Source organism: Flammeovirga sp. AWQ4_249 (genome assembly GCF_056161045.1).
Genome location: NZ_JBSWYJ010000002.1, coordinates 361,027 through 385,492 on the forward strand (window position 1 = coordinate 361,027; position 24,466 = coordinate 385,492).

Sequence of the window (24,466 nt, forward strand, 5' to 3'; positions counted from 1 at the left end):
AATTTATTACACTCTCAATGGATTACGAAAGAAAACTAACTTGGCAGAGCTCAGGCCTTTTTAATGACAAATCAGATATCTATGATTTTCAAGATCATATTGGTTCAATTGAAACCACTGCCCTATCAAAAAAAGATTACGGATATTTTAGAGGAGAAAAAATTATTTTCAAAAATGATAGTTTTTGGAATAACAACTATAAATTAATAAAAGAAAGCACAAAAGAAATTATTGGAAAAATCTATTATAAAAATTTTTCATTGACTCCTTATTTAATCTTTAGAGGTGAAAAATATAGCTTAAAGAATAAAAATATATTATCACAAAATATGTATCTCCTGAATGAAAATAAAGAAAAATTAGCTTTGTATGATAAGTCTTTGACTTCAGGAAAAATATCAACAGATCTTGAAGATGATGAGCTCATTTTTCTTGGCTTATTCTTCTATTTCAATACACTAATAGTAAATACTATGGTATAAAGAAAGCCCCAATTTGTCATCGAAAACACATTGGGACATTTCTATTTTAAGCTAAAAATTATATTTTTATAACCCTTACAGCAAACATAATATCAAACGCTAATAATATAAACGCGATAGCTAAGAAGTAAAAATACTTATTTGCTGAAACGTCTGCCATTTTCGAACCTTTTAATTCACCTTCAATTTTATTTATTGAGCTGATTAATCGATTGATATCATTTTGTTTATCACTAATTTCAAAATATTCACCTCCAGTCTCACTTGCCAATTTTTCTAAAGATGTAGAGTTAAGTTTGGTCACAATGTCGTTACCCATTTTATCTCTCTTGAAACGATAGCCTGCAGGAATTTTAGAACCTGTTTCTGTACCAATGCCCATCGTGAATAACTTCACTTCTTTGTCTTTGATTTCTCTAACAGCTTCTTCAGTATCTTCTCCAAAATCTTCACCATCACTGACAAGAATAATTACCTTAGAAGCCTTCTTTGCAGCAGGCATACCTTCCTCAGCGTCTTCAAGCTTCCCTATAGCTAATTTTAACGGAGGACCGAAGTCTGTACCAGAATTTGATATTAAGGACGTAGACATCGTCTCAATAAACATATTCAATGCATTACCATCATAGGTTAATGGACATTGTAAAAATGCATCACTTGTAAAAATGATTAAACCAATACGGTCAGAATTAAATGATTTTACAATTTGCTTTAATTCAAATTTCAATTTTGCCAGTCGTGAAGGCTTGATATCAGTAGCGTCCATCGATTTGGATAAATCGACACAGATATAAATATCTTTACTCACTGCTTTCACTTCTTTCTTCATATCTCCAAAAGAAGGTCCCATCAATGCAACCATAAACAACCCAAAATAAATTGTTCTTAGTATTAGCTTATATAAGGTGGCTCCACCTTTTGCTCTAAATGATTTTCGAGCAGTAATAATTCTATAAAGATATAGACAGTAAAACAGGATAAATATTGCGATCAATGCAAATTCAATTCCTCCTAGGTCCCTCGCAAATGTCATACTTTATGTAAATAGGATAAATTATTCTTTAAAATCTCCTGCTAATTTAAAAGAATTATTCATGCAATAGAATACCTAAAATAAAATTATACTTTTTAATCATTGAATATCAGATTAATGCATAAATACTAAATTTAATTAACACTTTTTTATTAATTCTGATTTGGATTAATGGAATTCGACCACTTATATTTGCATCGCATTAAACGAAAAGGGCGTCAGAAATGAAAGCCTTTTATGTGTCAGGAGAGTTGCCAGAGTGGTTAATGGAGCGGTTTGCTAAACCGTCATCGGGAAACCGATGCATGGGTTCGAATCCCATACTCTCCGCAAAGTTCGGGATGTAGCACAGTCCGGTTAGTGTACCTGGTTTGGGACCAGGGGGTCGCAGGTTCGAATCCTGCCATCCCGACAACAAATGAAGCGACTTTCGAAAGAGAGTCGCTTTTTTTTGTTTCTCATTTTATCGAATCAACTTCCTTAGTGAATTTTACAAGGATCGCTTTTGCTCAAAAGAAAAAAACATTCATATTGAGCGATAAATATAAACGTCAAACAAAATGGCACAAAAAATTGAATCTAAACTATTAGTCTATTCAATTGGACTAATGTTTACCCATTATATTATTTCTATCATCACAAATGAAACTGCTACAGCATGGTGTGTTCATTTATTAAATGGAAATCATACTCCCATCTTTGACCACTTCTTTAAGTACACTACAAATATGGGAGACGGTCTTGCTTTAATTCCTTTCCTAGTCATCCTGTTATTGATTAGAAAAGAATATTGGTTAGTATTAGTATTCGCATCTGCATTACATGGCATCTTTGTCTATATCGGGAAAGAGGTCATCTTAAAAGGATCTGAATTCGCACTAAGACCCGCTGGATTACATGGTGAGGAAGCTTTTAATCAGATATTAGATGTACATATGCATTTGATAGATACATTCCCTTCAGGCCACTCTACAACAGGTTTTGTGATTGCAGGTATGTTTATGCTAATCATACCTAATTGGAAAGGCTTTGCAATCGGTATGTCATATGGTTTGATTGTCGCAATATCAAGAATGTACTTAGCACAACACTTCCTCGTTGATGTTTCTTTCGCTGGAGTATCAGGATTTGCGATTGTATGGCTTTGTTGGTATTTATGTGATAAAAAGGGTTGGATCAAATTAAAACCTTGGGAGAAAGAAGTTAAAGCTGCATAAGAAGCTTTTCAACCAAAAAGAGGTAGTCACTGAAATGACTACCTCTTTTTGGTTATATCAATTTAAAAATAAAATGAACTAACTACCTTCTACTGTCATTTTATTATCAATCACTCTTTCTGAAAACTCTTGTATCACTCCTTTCACTAGCCTTTCTAGTTCTTTTTCTTCTGGAATACCCTGCCCTTTGAGGTCTTTCTCCTGTAATGGATCTGTTTTTAGGTTATAAAAATATTTCACATTATTTCCATCAAAACCAATTACATAATCACCTTTTACCAATTGAAAAATATTAGGAGCATAAAAATTAACAGCAAAATGATTAGCAGTAGAATCTAAAGCATTTTGACCAAAAGCTATATAATCATCCTTTACACCTACATAATCTACTACTGTGGGGAAAATATCAATTTGTTGCGTCACAGTGGAATCTATTCCAACTAAAGTCGAATCAGATGGAGCATAATAGATAACTGGCACTTTAAAAATTCCCGTTGAGGTTTTATATTCTGGGTAATATACTTGACTGGTATGATCAGCAGTAATTACAAAAAGTGTATTCTCAAACCATGGCATTTTTGAAGCGGTTTTAAAGAACTGTTGCAATGCATAATCTGTATACTCAGTCGCTTTATTCAACGCTAAAGGCCCACCTTTAAAACGCTCTTTATATTGTTCAGGAACCTTGAATGGATGATGAGATGACAACGTAAATAATGTAGTAAGAAAAGGTTCTTCGAATGTATTCATCGTTTCCGCAAAATATTGTAAAAACGGCTCGTCCCATATTCCCCAAACACCATCAAAATCGTCATCATTATTATATTCCGTTTTCCCGTAATACTCATCATATCCTGCAAGATTCATAAAAGCATCAAAACCCATCGATCCATTTGGAGCTCCATGGAAAAATGCTGTTCTATACCCTTCATCTTTTAATACAGAAGCCATACTATTGACCGCATTTGTCGAATAATGAGAAAGTACGTAATGAGAATAAAAATAAGGAATACTAGAAACTACAGCTGGTAATCCATCAATTGATTTTCTACCATTTGCATAAGCATTTACAAAAGCTTTACTGTGTTGAATCAATGAATCTGTAAAAGGAGTATAACCTTGATACGTCTTATCAATTGGATTTTGGTTCAATGAACTGATGTATTCTCTACCAAAACTTTCAATCACAATAGTCACAACATTCATTTTCTTTGCTTTCTCACCATTTGCTTTATGATAAGCAGAATAAATTGTTGCAAGTTCTTCTTTTGAATAATAATCTTTCTTTTTAGCACCTTTCTTATTTAAGGTTCTTAAAATACTGAAAGGAGTATTCAACACAATAGCCATTTCAAGAGGCTTTTGAACATATTCTCCAGCATTATTTAATGAAATTGGACGAGTTGTACCATCAAAACCACCTCTTGCACCTGCGGCTAATAACCCACCTGTAAGTGCGAAAATCAAAAAGTGCTTTCCAAAATACATCCATTTATTGTGAACATAAACCTTCTTATAAGGTTGTATTAATTGATAACTCTTAAAAAATAAAAATAGAAGTACTACCCACAACACTGTCATATACCAATAGTCAACGAAAATAAAGCGTAACATCAAAGTTAAGCCATTTGATTCATGAGAGAATTCTTGAAAAATACTTCCTGTTGTCCTTTTATTGGTAAACTGAAAAAAGATAGTGTCTGCAAAATTTACAGCCAATGTGATCGCATTAACGATATACACAAACCATTTAATGACATTTTGATATTTCTGATTATATCGAAATGAAAACGGTAAAATACTCATGATAATAAATACTGCATTGGTATAAATTACCGCTGGTAGATCAAATTTTAAACCTCCTAAAAATAAGATAGGCAAATCAGCATCTGGGAAATAAGAACGGTTTACAACATAAAAGATTATCCTTGCTATATTATATAATAACATGATTAGAATAAACCTGTAAATGTTTACTGAAAAAATATTTGTTTGCATCCCTTTGCTTCTCATCGTTGTGTGTAACTATTTCTTTTGAAAATCCTCACAAAGTTAATCGAGAAAAGACATATTAAAAGAAATCTGCCTTTGGTTAGAGAAAACTTCAACAGTAATTCTATTTTTGTAACCTCAAGCATTTGTAATTCATGGAAGAATCGAAAAACATCAATCAAATAGAATTAGCTGATTTAATAAAAGCTTACAAAGAAGACACTAATGTTCAACTTATCATTAATGCATTAAAAACGAAGGATAATTCGGCTACTTACCTAAAAGGTTTGTCAGGAAGTTTGGATGCTATTATTGCTGCTTCCACCTATTCTGGATTTAAGGGCAAGGGAAAAGGTTGTCATTTATTTGTAATGCATGACGCTGAGGAAGCAATTTATTTTATGAATGATCTTCAGAATCTTCTTCCAAAAGAGCAAGTCTTATATTTCCCCTCTTCGTATAAGAAACCTTTCGAGTTTACAAATGTTGAAAATGCCAATGTTTTATTAAGGGCCGAAACACTTAGTTCTTTAAATGAAACAAAAAACAATGGAGCTATTTTAATTACCCATCCTGGTGCACTGACCGAAAAGGTGATTAATAAAAAGTCATTAGTTGAAAATACTTATGTAGCTAGGATTGGAGAAGATATTGATCAAAACTTTATTCGGGAATTATTATTAGAATATGGTTTTGAGCCATCTGACTTTGTGTATGAAGCTGGACAGTTTGCTATTAGAGGTGGTATTATTGATATTTATTCTTATGCCAATGAATTACCTTTCAGAATAGAATTATTTGGTGATGAAATTGAAAGTATTAGAACTTTTGATCCTGTTACTCAACTATCACAAGAAAAGAAAGACCATGCTCCTATTGTCCCAAATGTTCATAATCGATTATTACAGGAAGTAAGAGAATCATTATTAGAGTTCTTACCAAATGCTACAGTTTGGATTAAAGATTATGAATTACTGACAGATACTATTGATCAGTACTTTACGAAAGCTACTGAAGCTTTTGAAGATATATTAAAAGTAAGCGGAGGAACTTATGTGATTAATAAACCAGAAGAGATTTTTGAAACAAAAAAAGGGTTCCTTCAATTATTAAATAAATCACATCGCGTACTTTTTGGTACTCGAAAAGGCATTAGAGGAGCTGAAACGATTGAGTTTGACAGTAAACCTCAGCCTTCTTTCAACAAAAACTTCCATTTGTTAGGGGAGAGTTTAGAAAAGCAACAATTAGAAGGTACTCGAAATATCATTATTTCAGACTTACCTAAACAGTTGGAGCGTTTACAAACAATCTTTGAAGAAATAAAACCCAATTTATTCGTTCAAGAATTAAACCTTAGCTTAAGAGGTGGATTTATCGACAAGCAAATGAACATTGCTTGTTTTACTGATCATCAAATTTTTGAACGTTTTCATGCTCCAAAAGGAAAGCAAAAGTACTCTAAGTCTAAATCCATGACGTTAAAAGAACTTCGTGAATTAAAGGCTGGAGATTTTGTTACGCATATGGACCATGGTGTTGGACGATTTGGTGGTATGGAAAAAATGGAAATCAATGGCAAAATGCAGGAAAGTATTCGTTTGATTTACCGAGATAATGATTTACTCTACCTTAGTTTACATTCTCTTCATAAAATTTCGAAATATTCTGGTCAAGAGGGTCGCCAACCTACAATCAGTAAATTAGGTTCTCCTGAATGGGAAAATAAAAAAAAGAAAGCAAAAAAGAGAGTTAAAGATATTGCTAGTGAGCTTATCAAATTATACGCTAAAAGAAGAGAATCAAAAGGCTATCAATTTGATAAGGATGGTTATTTACAAGCTGAATTAGAATCTTCTTTCTTATTTGAAGACACTCCAGATCAAGCAAAAGCTACACAAGAAGTAAAGGAAGATATGGAAAAACCGTATCCAATGGATCGACTTGTTTGTGGTGATGTTGGGTTCGGTAAAACAGAAGTCGCTGTTCGTGCTGCATTTAAAGCAGTTTGTGACAGTAAGCAAGTCGCCATATTAGTTCCTACAACTATTTTGGCCATGCAACATTACAAGACTTTTGTCAACAGAATTGGCGATTTACCCTGTTCAGTTGAATATATTAATCGCTTTAGAACTACAAAACAGATCCGAGAAACACTCAAAAGAGTAAAAGAAGGAAAAGTTGATATATTAATAGGTACTCATAGAATCACAAGTAAGGATGTTGAATTTAAAGATCTCGGCTTGATGATTATTGATGAGGAACAGAAATTTGGTGTAAAAACGAAGGAAAAATTAAAAGAGATGCGAATCAATGTAGATGCACTTACATTGACCGCTACCCCAATACCCCGTACCTTACATTTCTCTTTACTTGGAGCAAGAGATCTTTCAGTAATCGAGACTCCTCCTCCAAACCGTCAGCCAGTAACAACTCAAATATCTACATTAAACGATGAGGTAATAAGAGATGCTATTCATCATGAATTAATGCGTGGTGGTCAAGCTTTCTTCGTACATAATAGAGTGGCAGATATTGAGCACTTTGCAAATAAAATCATGACCCTAGTTCCTGACGCAAGAGTGACCTATGCTCATGGACAGATGGACGGCCCTCAATTAGAAAAAGTCATGCTACGTTTTATTCAAGGAGAATATGATGTATTAATTTCTACCAATATTATTGAATCTGGATTAGATATTCCAAATGCCAATACAATCATTGTAAACCAAGCACATATGTTTGGATTATCCGATTTACACCAAATGAGAGGTCGTGTTGGACGTTCTAACAAAAAGGCTTACTGTTATTTATTAACACCGCCTACGATTGGTTTATCTTCAGATGCACGAAAAAGATTATCTACTTTAGAGGAATTTTCTGATTTAGGAGATGGGTTTAAAGTGGCAATGCGAGATTTAGATATTAGAGGTGCCGGTGATTTACTTGGTGGTGAACAGTCAGGGTTTATTAATGATCTTGGTTTTGATACTTTTAACCAAATCTTAGAGGAAGCTGTACAAGAAATTAAAGAAACAGAGTTTGCTAGCTTATTTAAAGAGGAATTAGCGAAACAAACTATTAAAATAAAAACAGTAATTGAAACTGATTTTGAAATTTTGATTCCAGATTCATATGTCTCCAATATCTCTGAAAGACTAAACCTTTATATGAGGGCTGATAAATTGAAGGACGAGGAAGAAATTGAAAAATTCCGTAAAAGTTTGATGGATCGATTCGGTCCCATCCCACAACCTGTGGAAGATTTATTAAATACTGTAAGAATGCGATGGGTAGCTCAAACCATTGGTATTGAGAAACTAATCTTAAAAAATGAAATATTAAAAGCGTATTTATTAGAGCATACACATGCTGAATATTACCAATCTGAAGAATTTGGAAAAATTTTAATGTATGTTCAAACACACCCTCAAGTTTGTAAGATTAAAGAGACAAAAAAGCGTTTAATCCTTAATATTGAAGAGATTAATGACATTAACAAAGCAATGCTTCTTTTACAAAACTTAAAGAATTAATCACTTTATTTTTAAAAATATTCACATCTTATACTTTTGGGTACAATTATTGAATAAAATGTTTTGTGTCGACGTTTCATCAAGGGAATGAAACACATTTTTTGAAAATTAGTATGTGCCGTACTGGGTACATTAATAAATAAGAGATCTGAATATCATGAGCAAAAGGAATCTGCTTTATTTGGCTTCTGTAGTATTATCAGCAATGGTTGTTACAGGTTGTGCCAAAAGTTCAAAGCCTGACGCAAATAACCCAGGTGGTTACAGTACTATGACAGGTTTGGAGTATAACGGAAAGGACGATAATAGTTTCTCAGTTAGAGAATACAAAGGAATGCCTGAAGTTCCAAACATGAAATACATCGAAGGTGGTCGTTTCGTATTAGGTTCTTACGAAGAGGATTTAATGAAATCACGTGACAACTTAGAACGTACAGTATCTGTTGCATCTTTCTGGATGGACGAAACTGAAGTTGCTAACGTACACTGGTTAGAATACCTTCATTATGTAAGTTCTGATTCATCAGTTTCAGGAATTTCTTACGAAGAAGCACTTCCTGATACAACTGTATGGGCTGAACAATTAGCATTCAATGATCAATATGTAGATCACTACTTGCGTTACCCTGGTTTCCGTTTTCACCCTGTAGTTGGTGTAACATGGACTCAAGCACAAAACTTCTGTACTTGGAGAACAACAGTAGTAAATAAAAACTTAGCCGTTAATAACGGTACTGACGAGGAAGCTGAAGCGGCAGAGAATGGCGAATCAATTCCATTAGAGTCAGGTGTTGTACTTCCTGCGTTCCGTTTACCTACTGAAGCAGAATGGGATTATGCATCTCAAGCACTTATCGGTTTACAAGATATCGATGAGAACTACTCTGAGCGTCGTATCTACCCTTGGTCTGGTCACTCAGTAAGAAATCCTTACGGTGAGCACATGGGTGACATGATGGCAAACTTCAAACGTGGTCGTGGTGACTACGCTGGTATCGGTGGTAAATTGAATGATGCAGCAATGGTAACAACTTGGGTATATGATAACCCTCCAAACGATTTCGGTTTATATAACATGGCTGGTAACGTTTCTGAGTGGGTGGAAGATATCTACCGTCCTTTATCTTATGCTGATATGGATGATTTAAACCCAGTTCGTAAGAATGATTACTTAGATGGTCCTGAGCAAGGATATAACTACCAATCATATGGTTATGTTCGTCAGTATGATTCATTCATCTCTAACTCAATCCGTGTTTACAAAGGTGGTTCATGGAAAGATGTTGCATACTGGATGGCTGCGGGTACTCGTCGTTTCTTAGATCAAGATTCAGCTACTGCAACTATCGGTTTCCGTTGTGCGATGATTAACCCAGGTGAAAATTAAAATACCGTACTTAACAAGTACTTTTAATACATCAAAAAACCTTCAATTTCTGTTTAGGAATTGGAGGTTTTTTTTATTTAATTTACTTTACATTTATATATATAAAAAAACACTTTTTTAAGGGTATAAATAAAGAAATGAGTTATTTTCGCAATTCATGGTCAACCCAATTTTATATCGTTGTAAACGATCGACGATTCATTTTTTGAAAACACTTTTGATTAAAACAAGTTGCACATATTCCAACGCAGCATAAAAATATAATGGTAAATATCACTAATAAAATCGCTCAGGCTCTGAAGATTTCAGAGAAGCAAGTGAGAGATACACTTGCCCTATTAGATGAAGGAGCTACAGTTCCTTTTATTTCTCGATATAGAAAAGAAGTTACTGGTAGTCTTGATGAAGTTCAAGTAGCAGATATCCGTGACAAAGCTTTACAACTTCGTGAATTAGATAAAAGAAGAGAAAGTATTCTTAAAAGTATCGAAGATCAAGGAAAACTTACGGATGCTTTAAAAGATAAAATCGTAGGTGCAGAAACTATGTCTGCTTTAGAAGATTTATACCTTCCTTACAAACCTAAGCGCAAAACAAAAGCTAGTATCGCTCGTGAAAGAGGACTAGAACCATTAGCAGATTTACTTTTTTCTCCAGATTTATCAACAGATATAGAAAAAGAAGCTGCAAACTTTATCGACCCTGAAAAAGAGGTGGAAGATATCGAAAAAGCATTAGCTGGTGCTAGAGATATCATTGCTGAAAAGTTAAATGAAGACCAAGAGACTCGTGCTGAAATGCGTGATCTTTTCATGAATAAAGGTACATTCACGGCTAGAGTAATTCCTGGTAAAGAACAAGAAGGTGCCAAATATAAAGATTACTTTGATTGGAATGAGTCATTAAAAAATGCTCCTTCTCATAGAGTATTAGCCATGAGAAGAGCGGAAAAAGAAATGATTATTTCTCTTGACTGTTCTCCAGAGGAAGAAGATGCTTTATTCTTGATGGAAGACCTTCATGTTGATAAAAGAACACCAAGTGCTGCACAAATTCAAATGGCTGTGAAAGATGCTTATAAGCGTTTATTAAAGCCTTCGATGGAAACAGAATCTCGCTTGAATACTAAGAAAGTAGCAGATGAAGAAGCAATTGGTGTATTTGCTGAAAATTTAAGACAATTACTATTAAGTGCTCCATTGGGCCAAAAAAGAGTATTAGCACTTGATCCAGGTTTTAGAACGGGTTGTAAATTAGTTTGCTTGGACAGACAAGGTAAATTATTAGAAAATACAGCTATTTATCCTAACGAACCTCAGAGAAAAGTTGCTGAATCTGGCTCAATAGTTAAACATTTATGTGAAAAACATAATATTGAAGCCATTGCTATCGGTAATGGTACAGCAAGCCGCGAAACAGAATCATTTGTTAGAAACTTAGGCTTACAAGGGGTTCAAGTTGTCGTTGTCAATGAAAGTGGTGCATCTATTTACTCTGCTTCTGAAACTGCAAGAAATGAATTCCCTGACCTTGACCTTACTGTTAGAGGTGCAGTTTCTATTGGTAGAAGATTAATGGATCCTCTTGCTGAACTAGTTAAAATTGACCCTAAATCAATTGGTGTTGGACAGTATCAGCATGATGTAGACCAATCTGCTTTGAAGCAGAGTCTTGATGATGTCGTTATGAGCTGTGTAAACGCTGTAGGTGTAGAAGTAAATACAGCTAGTAAAGAATTACTTTCTTATGTTTCTGGATTAGGACCAAGTATTGCTCAAAATATTGTTGATTTCAGAAATGAAAATGGTGCATTTACAAGTAGAGCTCAATTGAAGAAAGTACCTCGATTAGGACCAAAAGCATATGAGCAGTGTGCTGGATTCTTAAGAATCAGAGATGCTAAAAATCCATTAGACTCTAGTGCTGTTCACCCTGAAAGCTATGAGATTGTTAAACAAATGGCTGGTGATCTTGGTGTAACAGTTGCTGAATTGATGACGAAAGAGAATCTTCATAAGCAAATTAAATTAGAGAATTACGTAACTGAAAATGTAGGTATTCCTACACTTACAGATATTCTCAAAGAATTAGCCAAACCTGGTCGTGACCCTCGTGAACAATTTGAAGTATTCCAGTTTGCAGACGGAGTAGAAAAAATCACTGATTTATCTGTAGGTATGAAATTACCAGGTATAGTCACAAATATAACAAACTTCGGTGCGTTCGTAGATATTGGAGTACATCAAGATGGTTTAGTACACCTTAGTCAAATGGCTGACAGATATATTTCTGATCCAAATGAAGTTGTAAAAGTAAATCAGAAAGTACAAGTTATTGTAACAGATGTTGATATTGCGAGAAATAGAATTGCTCTATCAATGAAGAGTGGCGACGGTGCTAACAACAATGCTGGACGTTCTCAGAACAAAGGTAATTCAAATAGAAGACCTGCTGCCTCTCAAAACAGTAATAGAAGAAGTTCTAGTCAAGAAGAAAACCTTTCAATGGAAGACAAATTAGCGATGTTAAAAAATCGCTTCAAATAATAAACTACCCCTATTTGTCGCTTAGATAAGTAGGGGTAAATTATTCCAATAAGAAATAAGACCAATATAATGCTAACATATAAAGAAAAAGTAGAAGCCTGTGTTGAGAAAATTCAAACATTATGCGATGGCTTCCAACCTGAAATAGGGATTGTTTTAGGAACTGGATTAGGAGGGTTAGTTGATGAACTAGATATCAAATACGACTTATCTTATGAAAAGCTTCCACATTTTCCTTTATCAACTGTAGAATCTCATAAAGGAAGGCTTATCATTGGTTACCTTAATGGACGAAAAGTGATTGCAATGCAAGGTAGATTTCATTTCTATGAAGGGTATGACATGAAAGAAGTTACATTCCCGATTAGAGTATTAAAGCTATTAGGAATTAAAGCACTTATCATTTCAAATGCAGCAGGAGGAATTAACCCTACTTTTCAAAAAAGTGATTTGATGATCATTAATGACCATATCAATCTTATGTTTGCTAATCCATTAATTGGCAAAAATGAAGAAGAATGGGGAGACCGTTTTCCTGATATGTTTGAACCATACAGCAATAAACTTATAGCAAAAGCAAAAGAAGTTGTTGCAGAACATAATTTACCTGTACATGAGGGTGTTTATGCATCAGTTACTGGTCCAAATTTGGAAACAAAAGCAGAGTACAAATACTTAGGAATAATTGGTGCAGACGTTGTAGGAATGTCTACAGTTCCTGAAGTAATTGTTGCTGTTCAAATGAAATTACCAGTATTTGCAGTATCTGTCGTGACTGATTTATGTTACGAAGGAGCACTAAAACCAGTAGAGTTATCTGAAATTTTGGAAAATGCTAGAAACGCAGAACCACACCTTTCAAAATTAATTGGAGGGTTATTAACAAAAATCTCTTAATTCTGTTAAATTATTCAAAATATGCACGTATTTTGCATACTTGAAATTATTATATAATCGGACCGATCTTCTTACTATTAAAATATAGTAATAATGAGTAAAGCACTATCAGCACTTTTACCTATAGACCTAACATATATTGATGACGCAATTATACGTTATTCACTTACTGCAGCACCTGTATTTTTAGTACAGAAAGTAATCTTAATGCATGTCATTAGAGATAATTCTGCTAATGAAGAAGTGGAGTATAATGGTAAACTTGTGACTAAAAAAGACATGGTCATGCAGAAAATGCATGCTTTAGTAGACAAACATAAAGACCTGAATACAAGAGATATAACATTTGATTTTATCGTAGCTGAATCTAGTGATCCAACTTCTAAAATTCTAAAAACGATTCAAAAAAATAAAGTAGATGTTGTTATTGCAGGTAAAAAGAATATTGCTGAAGGTAGTGGTACAATTGCACGCCTTTTGACAAGATATGCTTATTGTACTGTATTGACTGTCACTGAAAATCCTAAGGTACCAATTAAGAAAGCAGTTATTCCAATCGATTTTTCAGAAATGTCAAAAATGGCTATGAAAAATGCAATTGAGATAGCAAAAAGAAACGATATGGAGCTAACCATTCTTCATATTTATGCGTTACCTACAGGATACCATACCTCAGGAAAAACTCCGGAAGAGTATGCACAAGTTTTAAAGCAACATGCTGAAAAAAGATGTAAAAACTTTTTAAAGCAATTTAAATTTGGTGATATCAGATATAAACTACGTCTTCATTTTGATATTTATGGAAGTAATGAAGCTAAGATTATTTCCAATATCTCTCTTGTTGAAGATGCAGATTTAATTATTATGGGATCTAGAGGTCGCTCTGCATTAGCAGCTACTTTTATTGGTAGTACAACAGAAAATTTGCTAAAGCAACACACTACGATTTCTACTATGGTTATCAAAGATAAAGTTAGGAACTTAGGTTTATTTGGTGCATTGCTAGAAATCTAAGCATCATCAAATTTATCAAAATCAAAAGCTTTAAAACAATGCATTTTGTTTTAAAGCTTTTGTGTATAAACTATTGCTCAAAATAATTTTTTCAAAGGTATTATAGCCTTGGATACTTTTTAACTATAATTTAAAAACTAAATTTCGAATGGAAGCTCTTTTTACGACTGCTGGCCTTATCAGTTTAATCACCCTTACACTATTAGAAATTGTATTGGGAATTGACAACATTATTTTTATTTCAATCGTCAGTGGAAAATTACCAAAAGAACATCAAGATAAAGCACGATCAGTAGGTATCATGATGGCCTTAGTAGTCAGAATAGGTTTATTATTCTCAATCTCTTGGCTTGTAGGCTTAGAAGATCCTCTATTTACAATTCCTTTCTTAGACTTATTAGGAGTAGACGGAGCGATGAGTGGTAGAGATATCATTCTATTAGGTGGTGGTTTATTTTTAATAGCTAAAACGACTAGTGAAATTCATCAACATGTAGAAGGTGAAGAAGAAGATGAAATGGCAGTCAAAAAAGTGACTTCATTTTGGAGTGGCGTTGCTCAAATTGTTCTTATTGATATTATTTTCTCTTTTGATTCTATTCTAACAGCAGTTGGATTAGTTAAAGAGTTACCAATCATGATTGGAGCTGTAATTATTTCTCTTTGTGTAATGCTTTTCTTTTCGAAGAAGATTGCAAATTTCGTAGACACCAATCCTACTATTAAGATGCTTGCTTTATCATTCTTAGTAATGATTGGTTTCTTACTTACAATTGAAGCATTTGGTGTTCATGTTCCAAAAGGATATGTTTACTTTGCAATGGCTTTTGCTTTTGGGGTTGAATTATTAAATATCAAAAGTAGAAAGAAAAATGCAAAAGTTCACAAAGCTGTGAAAGAAGAGATAATAGAAGAAGAAATTCTTTCTTAAAAATAAAGAACTCAAAAAAGGCCAATCAAAAATAATTTGATTGGCCTTTTTTGTATAAGAAAATTGAAATTATACAGTCATAATATCTTTTTCTTTTGCTACAAAGATCGCATCGATTTTTGCAGTATATTTATTTGTAAGGTCTTGAACTGACGCTTCAGCATCTTTGATAGCATCTTCAGAAGCTCCATCTTTCAAAAGCTTTTTAAGACCATCGTTTGTCTCTTTACGAGCGTTACGAAGGCTGATTTTACCTTTTTCAATTTCACCTTTAATTCTTTTCACAAGCTCACGACGTCTTTCCTCTGTTAATGGAGGCATATTGATACGAACTTGTTCTCCATCATTAATTGGGTTCACACCTAGGTCAGAATCACGAATTGCTTTTTCGATTTCTGCAAGCATGTTTTTCTCCCATGGCTTTACAACGACAGAATGAGCATCAGGAGTTGAAGCTGACGCTACTTGGTTAATAGGAGTTGGAGCACCATAATAACTTACCATTAAACCGTCCAACATTGAAGCAGAAGCTTTACCAGCACGAATTTTTCTTAATTCGTTTTCTGTATGAGTGATAGCATTATCCATCATCTCTTTTGCTTCGTCAAGATACATTCCTATTTCCTCTTCCATTATTTTATTTTTTAAAGGATTATATAATAATCTATTTTTACTAGTTTGAAACTACTGTTCCGATTTCTTCACCAGACATTAACTGGAATAAATTATCTGGCTTATTCATATCAAAAACTACAATTGGAAGACTATTCTCTTTACATAAAGTAAAGGCTGTTAAGTCCATAATTTTTAAGTTTTTGCTTAATGCCTCATCAAAAGTCAATTCATTGATCTTAGTTGCTGTTGGGTCTTTTTCAGGATCTGCAGTATAAATACCATCCACACGAGTACCTTTCAATACAACATCAGCATCGATTTCAATTGCTCTTAAAGATGCTGCTGAATCTGTAGTAAAGTATGGATTACCAGTACCTGCACCAAAGATGACTACTCTACCCTTTTCAAGGTGTCTTACAGCTCTTCTACGAATAAAAGGCTCACATACTTGATCCATTTGGATACCTGACATTAGACGAGTGTATACACCTGCTCCCTCTAATGCACTTTGCAATGCCATACCGTTGATTACAGTGGCAAGCATTCCCATGTGATCTCCTTGTACTCTATCAATACCCATTTTATCAGCTTGCATACCTCTGAAGATATTTCCAGCACCAATAACGATGGCTACTTCGACCTCTTGATCTACTACTTTTTTAATTTCTTGTGCGTATTGAACTAAACGTGATGGATCAATACCGTATTGTTGCTCACCCATTAGGGCTTCGCCACTCAATTTTAGAAGAACTCTTTTATATTTCATATATGGCTTTCTTGAAGTTTTGCAAATATAAAAAAGTCAAGCAAATGATGGGAGAAAATATGTACCTTTCATAAAAACTTATCATATTGCAAGACAATATATTAGCATTTTTTATTCAACTTCCTGTTTAAACATGTTATCAATAAAACATATAACACTGGCAATTAGTGCTATTTTTCTTACTTCTATCTCACTTTTTGCACAAGAAAATAAACCCCGAAGAATTTGTTTAAGTGGAATAAATGAGCCTGTTGTACAATTTAGAACAACACCTTATCTATCGCAAGCAAAGTTAAAACAAACTTCAAGGATAAACACTACAAATCTTACAACCATTGTACATATCGTACATTTAAGTAGTGAAAATGTAGGAAATGGTAGTAATCTATCTTATAGACAGATCATGTCTCAAATCAATGCTACCAACAAAGATTTATTAAATATCAATACTAATCGGAATTACACATTACATGAATTTAAAGATGATGTCGCCGATCTTGATATTGAACTTAAAATGGCTGCTTTTGATCCAGAAGGAAATGAACTATATGAGCCAGGCGTAAATAGAATTGTAGGTAATCCAGGTTCAAAAGGATATTTCAATAAATCGGAAATTAGAAATATCATGAGTCAAAATATATGGGACCCAGAAAAATACTTAAATATATGGGTGGCCGAGATTAATAGTAATTACTTAGGTTATGCTTTTTTCCCAGATTATCCCGATTTAGAAGGAATTGATGGGCTATCAAGCGACGAAATAGCTTCTTCTAATGAAGATGGTGTCGTTATGCATACAGATTATTTTGGTTCTAATGAATTTTATGATTTCCCTAATCTTGAGGAACCTTATAACTTAGGAAGAACATTAACACACGAATTAGGGCATTACTTAGGAATTTTACATATATGGGGATTAGGTAGTTCTGTAAATGATTGTACTAAAGATGATTATTGTGAAGATACACCTATGATCAGTAGAGATCATGGTAGTACAATTGGTTCTGATTTTTGTGATGGAGATTCAAGTGCTATTACAAATAACCTTTGTGACCTTGAGATGTTCTCATCTTCACAATATCAGAATTATATGGATTATACAGATGATGCTTGTATGACCATGTTTTCATTGGATCAAAAGCTCCGTGTTGATGCTGTATTAGAATCTGCTCCTCAACGTTACACACTAAGTTTAGGTGTTCCAAGCGGTACAATTTCTTTAAATGTTTCCAATGGTTCTGACTTTCATATTTTGAATTGGACTGTAACAGATGAAGAAGATGCCGTTGGGTATATTATTGAAAAACAATTAGAAAATGAAGGGTATGAAACTATAAGCCCTGTTTTAGACTTAACTACAAATACATACGAAGCTTATTATGATCCCTCAGAATATGATCAAATCATCTCTTACAGAGTCTATCTTGTAAATCGAGATGGGTATTCTTTATCTTCAAATGTAATAAAGTTTAGAGATGGTGTATTAAGCAATGAAAATATTGAAAAAGAGTCTTTTGTAATTTATCCTAATCCTTCAAAAGGTATCTTTAAAGTAAACATCAATGAATATGTACAGCATTATGGTATATTGGAAATATGGAATACAAATGGTCAAAAGGTTTACACTGAAAATTTATCAAAACAAGAGGTTTTAATACAAGTAGATCTTACACAACAACCAATTGGCACCTATATTTTTAAGATAAGTTCTGATACAGGAATTTACACACAGAAATGCATTAAAATATAGACAAAAAAAAGAGCTAAGGTTTTGAAATCTTAGCTCTTTTTTTCTTCTAGTGATGTCCACCTCCTGAAGGTTTATTAGAAGCAATATTTTGGGAATCAGAATCTTTTACAGTCATCCAAATTACAGCTGAAATAGCTAAAGAAATGGCTGCAATGTAAAACATCAATGTTTTATCCTCTGCATCTTTTAAGGTCATACCAATAATAGCTGAAACTGCTAATTGTGGAAGCACAACAGACAAATTAAAAATTCCCATATAAAATCCCATCTTAGCTTTAGCAACTTTTTCAGACATAATAGCGAACGGTAAAGATACCGTTGCAGACCAGCCTACACCAAGAATAACCATTATCCCATAAATAGTATAAACTGAATTAGCCCCAAAAAATATCATTAATGCATATCCTATCGCCATAATTGCTATACAAATAGCATGGGTTTTAACTCTTCCAATCTTGTGTGTAATCGGTTCTAATACAAATGCAGGTAAAACAGCGGCTACAGCATTAAAAATAAGGAACGACCAATTAATAACACTACCTACTTCATTATCATCAAGAGTTGGATAAACTTGTTGCACGTAGGCAAACATAAAGACAAACATTGTTTGAATACCTAGCCAGGTTGGTGCATGTGCTAAAAGCACCTTAGAAAACCCTACTAAATCTGTTTCATTCTTAGAGTGTACATCTCCATTACTTTCTTCATCAGTATTCTCAAGTGTCTCTGGTTCTTCAATAAAGAAAACGGGTAAAACAGAGAAGATGAATACTAAGAATACACCAATATAAATTAAGTTTACGTTACCTAAAGTAGAACCAATAAAATAGGCTAATACACCAAATGTACCAGATATGGTTTGCATCCAAGTATACCCTTTTGTAACTGAATTATCATCTGTAACGTCAGCGATAATTGATCTTGTAGGGTTAAAACTGATATTAATGGATAAATCAAGTACTAATGCTACAAATATGGCAACATATATTGATGCCTGCAACTGTCCTTCTTTTAAATCACTTACGGCTTTTGTTGGTTCAAATCCAAAAAAATCAGAAATAATATGAATGTTTGGCAATGCTAATAGCATTAAAGCAGTTAAAATTCCTCCTATTAAAATAAAAGGCCTTCTTCTACCTCCAAGAAACCAAACTTTATCGGATGCGAGACCAGCTAAGGGTTGACCTATTATACCTGCAATAGGTCCTGCTGCCCAAACAATACCAACCTCATGAATATCAAAACCATATTTTGTGGATAAAATCCAACTTAACGCAGCAATTTGTATTGACAGTGCAAACCCCATGGCTGTTGCGGGCAAACTAAGTATAGCAAAAAATGAGGATTTTAATTTCTTTTGAATTTCTAACATAATGTAATTATTGAGTCTATTTACAGGTTATATTTATTTTTCATTTTCATTTCAAGACAAATATATTTAAGTAACTTGCTCAAATTAATGATATTAGGCATTATTGTTCTATCTGAGTAAATCTTTTTATATTACAACGGGTTGCAGTACAATCACTTCTTAAAAAATTATTTTTTTTAACATTTAATGGCGCTAAAAAAATTTACAAACATACTGTTTTTCTTAATTGTTACTTTACCAGTTTTCGGGCAAGATGTCTTTTTTAGGCATTTCACAAAAAAAGATGGACTTCCCCATAATTATACTTTTTTACTTAAAGAAAATAAGGGCAAACTTTTGATTGGTACAGACAATGGCATGTCTGTGTTTGATGGTAAATCATTTAAAAATTACGGAACGAAAGAAGGTTTAAAATCACCTTATGTGATTGGTTTTATTGAAAACTATTCTGACTCTTTATATTTACTTACTTGGTCTGGTGGTATTCATGTATTTGATGAAAGTGCAGACTCAATAAAAACCTACCCTTACCTACAAAAAGAGAAAGCAAAAAAATTACATAAAGCACTCAGAATAAAAGATGATATCTATGCATGGCAATGGAATGGAGGGTTTTATTTTAATGAAAAAACGAGACAATCTGAAAACCTACATTTTTATGTTGGAGATACTACTTTGATTCTTTCTACAGTTTCTGCACCGTTTATGAATCATCCTCTTCCAGAAGAACAAAGTGTACCTATTAGCTTTTCTAGATATCAGAATAAAATGTTAGTTTATGGCTATAAATCACATGGTATAAGAGTTATTGAAGGCACAGAACTAAAAGAATCTTTTTTTCATAAAACTTTAGGTGATAAAGTAATTTCAACTTTTACAAAAACGAAAGATGGAGGAGCCTTAGTCGGATCTATTGGAGAAATTTACAAAGTAGACCCTAATGGGAATATCATCTATACGATTAAAATACCTGAGAATTGCTATACTTCTATGATGTATGAATTAGAAGATGGCAGAATAGCGGCTTCTATCAATCCAAGTACCAACGTACAAACCAGCGTCATTATTAATCCAAAAGATGGAAGTATTCTAAATCTTGAAAAATTATTAGAAATCAAGTCTTCCTCAGCTTATATGTTTGTGGATTCTCGTGAACGTATTTGGATTTCAACACAAGGCGATGGTTTATACATGATTGAAAATATTGATATTAATTACATTGATATTAATGATATTCCCACTCCTCATATCCAAACAATTAATCAATTAAATGATTCCTCTTTAATCTTTTCTACTTCAGATAAAGCCTACACTAAAAAGTTTGATTGTGACTCCATTAAAATTTTCAAAGGTTTTGCTATTAGAGATGTTTATTCAAACCCAGATGATTCTCTAAAACTATTCAGTACTTATAATTTTAGTTTTACAAATACAGATAAAAAAATTCCTTTGTTATGGGCTAAATTTCCAGGAGTCAATGATGGAGGGTATTGGGTTATAGAAGAAGATTGTTTGAAAGTTTTTGACTTTAAAAAAGAAAAAATCGAATTAAAAAAGATGTTCGGAAATTTCCCAAAAGGGGTCATTGATGTTCCTCGAATAAGTAGTGCTGTAATTCAAAAAGATAGAATCTGGGTCGCCACAAAAGGGGCATTAAACTATTATGAATATAGTGAGAACTACAAGCTGACATTCATCAAAACATGGAGTAAAGATTTTAATGATTGGGAATGGGTTCAAGATATTAAGCTTGATGAACAAAGTAATATATTATGGATTGCAACAACCAACGGTTTATTTACTTTAAACACAACTGATATAGACAACGGTCAATTAACAAAGATCCGTTCTTTGGATGGAATCAACTGTTTTAATCTAACCTTTGATCATATGGATCAATTGTGGGTTGGTACATCCAGTGGTCTTTTTGTTTTTAAAAATGGTATCTTGAAAAGGCAATTTGATGAATCTTCTGGTTTACTTTCAGATCAAATCACTACAATATTTGAATCAAGAAATAATATCATCTGGATTGGTACTCATAGAGGAATGGTTAGTATGACCAATGATAAAATTGTAGAAAACATTCCTCCTCCAATTGTAAATTGGACTTCAAAAAAATATTTTATTCATAGTAGCGATGGAGCTATTCACCTTCCCTTGGATATTGGTGCTCTTTCAGAAATGGAATCGTTACAGCTTCAGTTCAAAATCTCTCAAAAAAGTGATTGGATCAATTTTAATTATCAGGAAAAACTTACGATCAGTAATCAATCACCGGGAAAGTATAATATTTTTATTCGTGGAAGAACTACTGGTTCAAATTGGTCAGTACCACAAAAGACAGTCCTAGTAATTGATGGTTATTTTTGGGAATATCAAATCTTTAAAGGTGGAATTATAATACTCTTGTTGATTTCAGTTATTTATTATGCTAATATTTTAATTAAACGAGAACAGTCTAAATCCAATCATCTGAAAGAAACACTTCGTCAAAAAACGATAGCACAAGAAAAACTAACAAAAGTACGTAAAGAAATTGCTCAAGATTTTCATGATGAAATGGGTAATAAACTTGCTAGTATTACTGTATTGGCAGATTTAGCTTCAATGAAACTGAAAGATAAAGACGATGATACAGCTAAAATATTGACGAGAATAGAATCACAGTCAAAACAATTATATACTGGTACTAGAGATTTTATTTGGTCAATTGATGCTCAAAATGACGAATTGGGTGTTATTTATGATTACATCAAAGACTTTGGTGAAGAATTTTTTGATGATTTAGAAATCAGATACCATACCCATAAAGAGATTGGTGAAAATGAACATTTATTATTACCACAAAGTTGGAGTTTACAACTCGTTTTCATTTTTAAGGAAGCGATGACCAATATTGCAAAATATGCACAAGCAACTCATGTATATTTAGCTTTGATGATTAAAGATGATATCGCCACATTTAGTATTCGAGACAATGGTATAGGGATTGCCAAAAGTAAGAATTCGAAAAATGGAAATGGCATGAAAAATATGCAATCAAGAATCAATAAATTAGGTTCAGCAACTCTTAATATAGAGTCTCAGGAAGGGGAGGGAACTACCATTATAGTACAATTTAACACTAAATTTGAGCAATAAACAGAAATACTACCCTTAAGGGTAGTACAAGGGATACCTAAAGAAGTTAAATTTGGGTATAATGAATCGTTAAGCAGTACAAATCCTAACGTAACCCTATATATTACTATAGAGTTGGGGAACTCATTCTTATTGTTGAAATTAAAAAAGAGGTGATCCTATGTTGTTTCACCTCTTTTTTTTTTTTGTAAATTTGTAACATGAAAAAAAATATTATCATTGTTGAGGACAATTTTGATGTCCAAGAGGCATTTAAGCTACTAATAGAAACCAAAACTGACAATTATGCCGTCGTAAACACATATGATAATTGTGAAGATGCAATTAAGAACATAAAAAACGACAAGCCTGATATTGTACTCATGGATATTGATTTACCCGGAATGAACGGTATTGAGGGTACAAGACATATTCGTCAAACTTTACCTAAGACAGATATCCTTATCATTTCTGTACACGAAAACAGTCAATATGTATTTGATGCTCTTTGTGCCGGTGCTACTGGTTATATCACTAAGAATAGTAATCATACTCAACTTTTAAAAGCCTTAGATGAAGTATCTGCAGGTGGTGCACCTATGTCAACACATATTGCCAAGCTTGTTGTAAAATCATTTAGAAGAGAAAGTGAATCTCCACTTACGGGAAGAGAAACAGATGTGCTTAACTTATTAGCTGAAGGTAGAAGTTATATGGATATTGCGGACACTATTTCAGTCTCTAAAGATACCGTTAAATTCCACATCAAAAATATCTATTTGAAGCTGCAAGTTTCTAATAAAATTGAAGCAGTGACAAAAGCGAAGAGTGAAGGATTTATTTAAAAAATAAATAACCTACGATATAAAATAAAAAAGGTCTGATGTTAAAAAACATCAGACCTTTTTTAGTCTTGAAGTAATAAGAAATTACTTAGCAGCGAATTCAGCTTTGATAGCTTCTACGTCTACTTTCTTGATTACTGGCTTCGCGCTTAAACGTTGGATAGTTGTAACACGAGTTTTAGCAATCGTCTTATTTCTTTTACTTTTTCTGATAAGTTTTGTATATCCCATGACTATATTTTATTAATATCAATTATCAAAGTTAAAACATATTCCTAGAAATATGAGCGTGCAAATTTAACTGATATATCCTTATTGCTCAAGTTCTTTTGTAAAAATAACTGATAAATTTTCAATTTATTTTGAAAAAGTGCCTTATTGGGTCTGAAAATGACAATTTTAGAGTATTAAATAATTGTTATTGTTCTTTTTATCATTCATCAAAAGCTAACAAATATGGATAAAAATGTAATTTTCTCTTCAACACGATTATATTTCAAAGAATTTTCGACTTCAGATGCTGCTGATTTTTTTGATTTAAATAATGATCCTGAAGTTCTCAAATTTACAGGTGACACTGCCTTTCAAAATATCAAAGAAACGGAACAGTTCATTGAAGAATATGATCATTACAAAAAATATGGGTTTGGTCGATGGTCTGTATTTTTGAAAGAAGATAACACCTACATAGGATTCTGTGGATTAAAATATTCAGAAGATAAAGAAGAAGTCGATATTGGTTTTCGGTTTCATCGGAAATGTTGGAATAAAGGTTATGCCACAGAGGCCGCTGAAAGGAGTCTTGCTTTTGGAAAAGCTTTAAAATTAGACAAGATAGTAGCAAGAGCAAATCAAGAAAATGCTGCCTCTCTTCGCGTCATAGAAAAACTAGGAATGAAATTTCAATACAGTTTTGAAGAAAATCAACAAAAGTGGCTTCAATATGAATTGAATATATAA

At 33.1% G+C, this 24,466-nt stretch carries 18 protein-coding genes and 2 tRNA genes; 14 read left to right on the forward strand and 6 right to left on the reverse strand.

The genetic code is table 11. The features are described from left to right. The first annotated feature begins 17 nt into the window (after positions 1-17). On the forward strand, positions 18-482 hold the full coding sequence (locus ACXAHM_RS03440; RefSeq protein WP_474958996.1) for a hypothetical protein: 465 nt from the start codon (positions 18-20) through the stop codon (positions 480-482). A gap of 58 nt (positions 483-540) precedes the next feature. Here the strand turns inward: ACXAHM_RS03440 and ACXAHM_RS03445 are convergent, their stop codons facing one another. After that, positions 541-1,515 carry a vWA domain-containing protein gene (locus ACXAHM_RS03445; RefSeq protein ID WP_474958997.1) on the reverse strand — a complete coding sequence of 325 codons (975 nt, stop codon included), beginning with the start codon at positions 1,513-1,515 and terminating at the stop codon, positions 541-543. Positions 1,516-1,760: 245 nt separating this feature from the next. On the opposite strand from ACXAHM_RS03445, the gene ACXAHM_RS03450 reads away from it, so the two are divergent. The 3 genes from ACXAHM_RS03450 to ACXAHM_RS03460 all read left to right on the forward strand — a co-directional run bounded on the left by ACXAHM_RS03450 (position 1,761) and on the right by ACXAHM_RS03460 (position 2,732). Then, positions 1,761-1,845 (forward strand) — tRNA-Ser (locus tag ACXAHM_RS03450). Between the two features lie 7 nt (positions 1,846-1,852). Then, a tRNA-Pro gene (locus ACXAHM_RS03455) sits at positions 1,853-1,927 on the forward strand. A gap of 148 nt (positions 1,928-2,075) precedes the next feature. Further along, complete coding sequence (locus tag ACXAHM_RS03460; protein WP_474958998.1) at positions 2,076-2,732, forward strand: phosphatase PAP2 family protein; 657 nt, start codon at positions 2,076-2,078, stop codon at positions 2,730-2,732. Between the two features lie 78 nt (positions 2,733-2,810). Here the strand turns inward: ACXAHM_RS03460 and ACXAHM_RS03465 are convergent, their stop codons facing one another. Then, positions 2,811-4,682, reverse strand: a complete 1,872-nt coding sequence (locus ACXAHM_RS03465) for an LTA synthase family protein (RefSeq protein WP_474958999.1) — start codon at positions 4,680-4,682, stop codon at positions 2,811-2,813. Positions 4,683-4,879: 197 nt separating this feature from the next. Between ACXAHM_RS03465 and mfd the strand changes: the two genes are divergently transcribed. From mfd to ACXAHM_RS03495, 6 genes are all read left to right on the forward strand, one after another. Next, complete coding sequence (gene mfd / locus ACXAHM_RS03470) at positions 4,880-8,260, forward strand: transcription-repair coupling factor (protein ID WP_474959000.1); 3,381 nt, start codon at positions 4,880-4,882, stop codon at positions 8,258-8,260. Positions 8,261-8,417: 157 nt separating this feature from the next. Continuing rightward, positions 8,418-9,647 (forward strand): gliding motility lipoprotein GldJ, encoded by a 1,230-nt coding sequence (gene gldJ, locus ACXAHM_RS03475; protein WP_474959001.1) that lies wholly within the window; start codon positions 8,418-8,420, stop codon positions 9,645-9,647. 263 nt (positions 9,648-9,910) lie between these two features. Further along, positions 9,911-12,193: a Tex family protein gene (locus ACXAHM_RS03480; protein ID WP_474959002.1), complete on the forward strand. Its 2,283-nt coding sequence runs from the start codon at positions 9,911-9,913 to the stop codon at positions 12,191-12,193. A 69-nt stretch (positions 12,194-12,262) separates the two neighbouring features. Beyond that, positions 12,263-13,090 carry a purine-nucleoside phosphorylase gene (locus ACXAHM_RS03485; protein WP_474959003.1) on the forward strand — a complete coding sequence of 276 codons (828 nt, stop codon included), beginning with the start codon at positions 12,263-12,265 and terminating at the stop codon, positions 13,088-13,090. A 93-nt stretch (positions 13,091-13,183) separates the two neighbouring features. Further along, positions 13,184-14,104 carry a universal stress protein gene (locus ACXAHM_RS03490; protein ID WP_474959004.1) on the forward strand — a complete coding sequence of 307 codons (921 nt, stop codon included), beginning with the start codon at positions 13,184-13,186 and terminating at the stop codon, positions 14,102-14,104. 148 nt (positions 14,105-14,252) lie between these two features. After that, positions 14,253-15,035 carry a TerC family protein gene (locus tag ACXAHM_RS03495; RefSeq protein WP_474959005.1) on the forward strand — a complete coding sequence of 261 codons (783 nt, stop codon included), beginning with the start codon at positions 14,253-14,255 and terminating at the stop codon, positions 15,033-15,035. A gap of 69 nt (positions 15,036-15,104) precedes the next feature. Here the strand turns inward: ACXAHM_RS03495 and frr are convergent, their stop codons facing one another. Then, positions 15,105-15,668, reverse strand: a complete 564-nt coding sequence (frr, locus tag ACXAHM_RS03500; RefSeq protein WP_474959006.1) for a ribosome recycling factor — start codon at positions 15,666-15,668, stop codon at positions 15,105-15,107. Between the two features lie 40 nt (positions 15,669-15,708). After that, positions 15,709-16,416, reverse strand: coding sequence for a UMP kinase (gene pyrH, locus ACXAHM_RS03505; protein ID WP_474959007.1), 708 nt, complete (start codon positions 16,414-16,416; stop codon positions 15,709-15,711). A 133-nt stretch (positions 16,417-16,549) separates the two neighbouring features. Between pyrH and ACXAHM_RS03510 the strand changes: the two genes are divergently transcribed. Continuing rightward, complete coding sequence (locus tag ACXAHM_RS03510) at positions 16,550-18,166, forward strand: zinc-dependent metalloprotease (protein ID WP_474959008.1); 1,617 nt, start codon at positions 16,550-16,552, stop codon at positions 18,164-18,166. A 46-nt stretch (positions 18,167-18,212) separates the two neighbouring features. Here the strand turns inward: ACXAHM_RS03510 and ACXAHM_RS03515 are convergent, their stop codons facing one another. Then, positions 18,213-19,538, reverse strand: coding sequence for an MFS transporter (locus tag ACXAHM_RS03515; protein ID WP_474959009.1), 1,326 nt, complete (start codon positions 19,536-19,538; stop codon positions 18,213-18,215). A gap of 186 nt (positions 19,539-19,724) precedes the next feature. On the opposite strand from ACXAHM_RS03515, the gene ACXAHM_RS03520 reads away from it, so the two are divergent. Both ACXAHM_RS03520 and ACXAHM_RS03525 read left to right on the forward strand, forming a co-directional pair. After that, positions 19,725-22,682, forward strand: coding sequence for a sensor histidine kinase (locus tag ACXAHM_RS03520; RefSeq protein ID WP_474959010.1), 2,958 nt, complete (start codon positions 19,725-19,727; stop codon positions 22,680-22,682). 200 nt (positions 22,683-22,882) lie between these two features. Beyond that, complete coding sequence (locus ACXAHM_RS03525) at positions 22,883-23,506, forward strand: response regulator (protein WP_474959011.1); 624 nt, start codon at positions 22,883-22,885, stop codon at positions 23,504-23,506. A gap of 84 nt (positions 23,507-23,590) precedes the next feature. Here ACXAHM_RS03525 and ACXAHM_RS03530 read toward each other — a convergent pair whose 3' ends face one another. Further along, on the reverse strand, positions 23,591-23,737 hold the full coding sequence (locus tag ACXAHM_RS03530; protein ID WP_169657760.1) for a hypothetical protein: 147 nt from the start codon (positions 23,735-23,737) through the stop codon (positions 23,591-23,593). Between the two features lie 225 nt (positions 23,738-23,962). On the opposite strand from ACXAHM_RS03530, the gene ACXAHM_RS03535 reads away from it, so the two are divergent. After that, positions 23,963-24,466: a GNAT family N-acetyltransferase gene (locus ACXAHM_RS03535; protein ID WP_474959012.1), complete on the forward strand. Its 504-nt coding sequence runs from the start codon at positions 23,963-23,965 to the stop codon at positions 24,464-24,466.

Excerpts from the sequence above, each read along its gene's own strand:
- ACXAHM_RS03515 (WP_474959009.1), bottom strand. The coding sequence starts at position 19,538 with ATGTTAGAAATTCAAAAGAAATTAAAATCCTCATTTTTTGCTATACTT.
- ACXAHM_RS03445 (WP_474958997.1), bottom strand. The coding sequence starts at position 1,515 with ATGACATTTGCGAGGGACCTAGGAGGAATTGAATTTGCATTGATCGCA.
- ACXAHM_RS03520 (WP_474959010.1), top strand. The coding sequence starts at position 19,725 with ATGGCGCTAAAAAAATTTACAAACATACTGTTTTTCTTAATTGTTACT.
- gldJ (WP_474959001.1), top strand. The coding sequence starts at position 8,418 with ATGAGCAAAAGGAATCTGCTTTATTTGGCTTCTGTAGTATTATCAGCA.
- ACXAHM_RS03485 (WP_474959003.1), top strand. The coding sequence starts at position 12,263 with ATGCTAACATATAAAGAAAAAGTAGAAGCCTGTGTTGAGAAAATTCAA.
- ACXAHM_RS03525 (WP_474959011.1), top strand. The coding sequence starts at position 22,883 with ATGAAAAAAAATATTATCATTGTTGAGGACAATTTTGATGTCCAAGAG.
- mfd (WP_474959000.1), top strand. The coding sequence starts at position 4,880 with ATGGAAGAATCGAAAAACATCAATCAAATAGAATTAGCTGATTTAATA.
- pyrH (WP_474959007.1), bottom strand. The coding sequence starts at position 16,416 with ATGAAATATAAAAGAGTTCTTCTAAAATTGAGTGGCGAAGCCCTAATG.
- ACXAHM_RS03495 (WP_474959005.1), top strand. The coding sequence starts at position 14,253 with ATGGAAGCTCTTTTTACGACTGCTGGCCTTATCAGTTTAATCACCCTT.
- ACXAHM_RS03465 (WP_474958999.1), bottom strand. The coding sequence starts at position 4,682 with ATGTTATTATATAATATAGCAAGGATAATCTTTTATGTTGTAAACCGT.
- ACXAHM_RS03490 (WP_474959004.1), top strand. The coding sequence starts at position 13,184 with ATGAGTAAAGCACTATCAGCACTTTTACCTATAGACCTAACATATATT.
- ACXAHM_RS03440 (WP_474958996.1), top strand. The coding sequence starts at position 18 with ATGGATTACGAAAGAAAACTAACTTGGCAGAGCTCAGGCCTTTTTAAT.
- ACXAHM_RS03535 (WP_474959012.1), top strand. The coding sequence starts at position 23,963 with ATGGATAAAAATGTAATTTTCTCTTCAACACGATTATATTTCAAAGAA.
- ACXAHM_RS03480 (WP_474959002.1), top strand. The coding sequence starts at position 9,911 with ATGGTAAATATCACTAATAAAATCGCTCAGGCTCTGAAGATTTCAGAG.
- ACXAHM_RS03530 (WP_169657760.1), bottom strand. The coding sequence starts at position 23,737 with ATGGGATATACAAAACTTATCAGAAAAAGTAAAAGAAATAAGACGATT.
- frr (WP_474959006.1), bottom strand. The coding sequence starts at position 15,668 with ATGGAAGAGGAAATAGGAATGTATCTTGACGAAGCAAAAGAGATGATG.
- ACXAHM_RS03460 (WP_474958998.1), top strand. The coding sequence starts at position 2,076 with ATGGCACAAAAAATTGAATCTAAACTATTAGTCTATTCAATTGGACTA.
- ACXAHM_RS03510 (WP_474959008.1), top strand. The coding sequence starts at position 16,550 with ATGTTATCAATAAAACATATAACACTGGCAATTAGTGCTATTTTTCTT.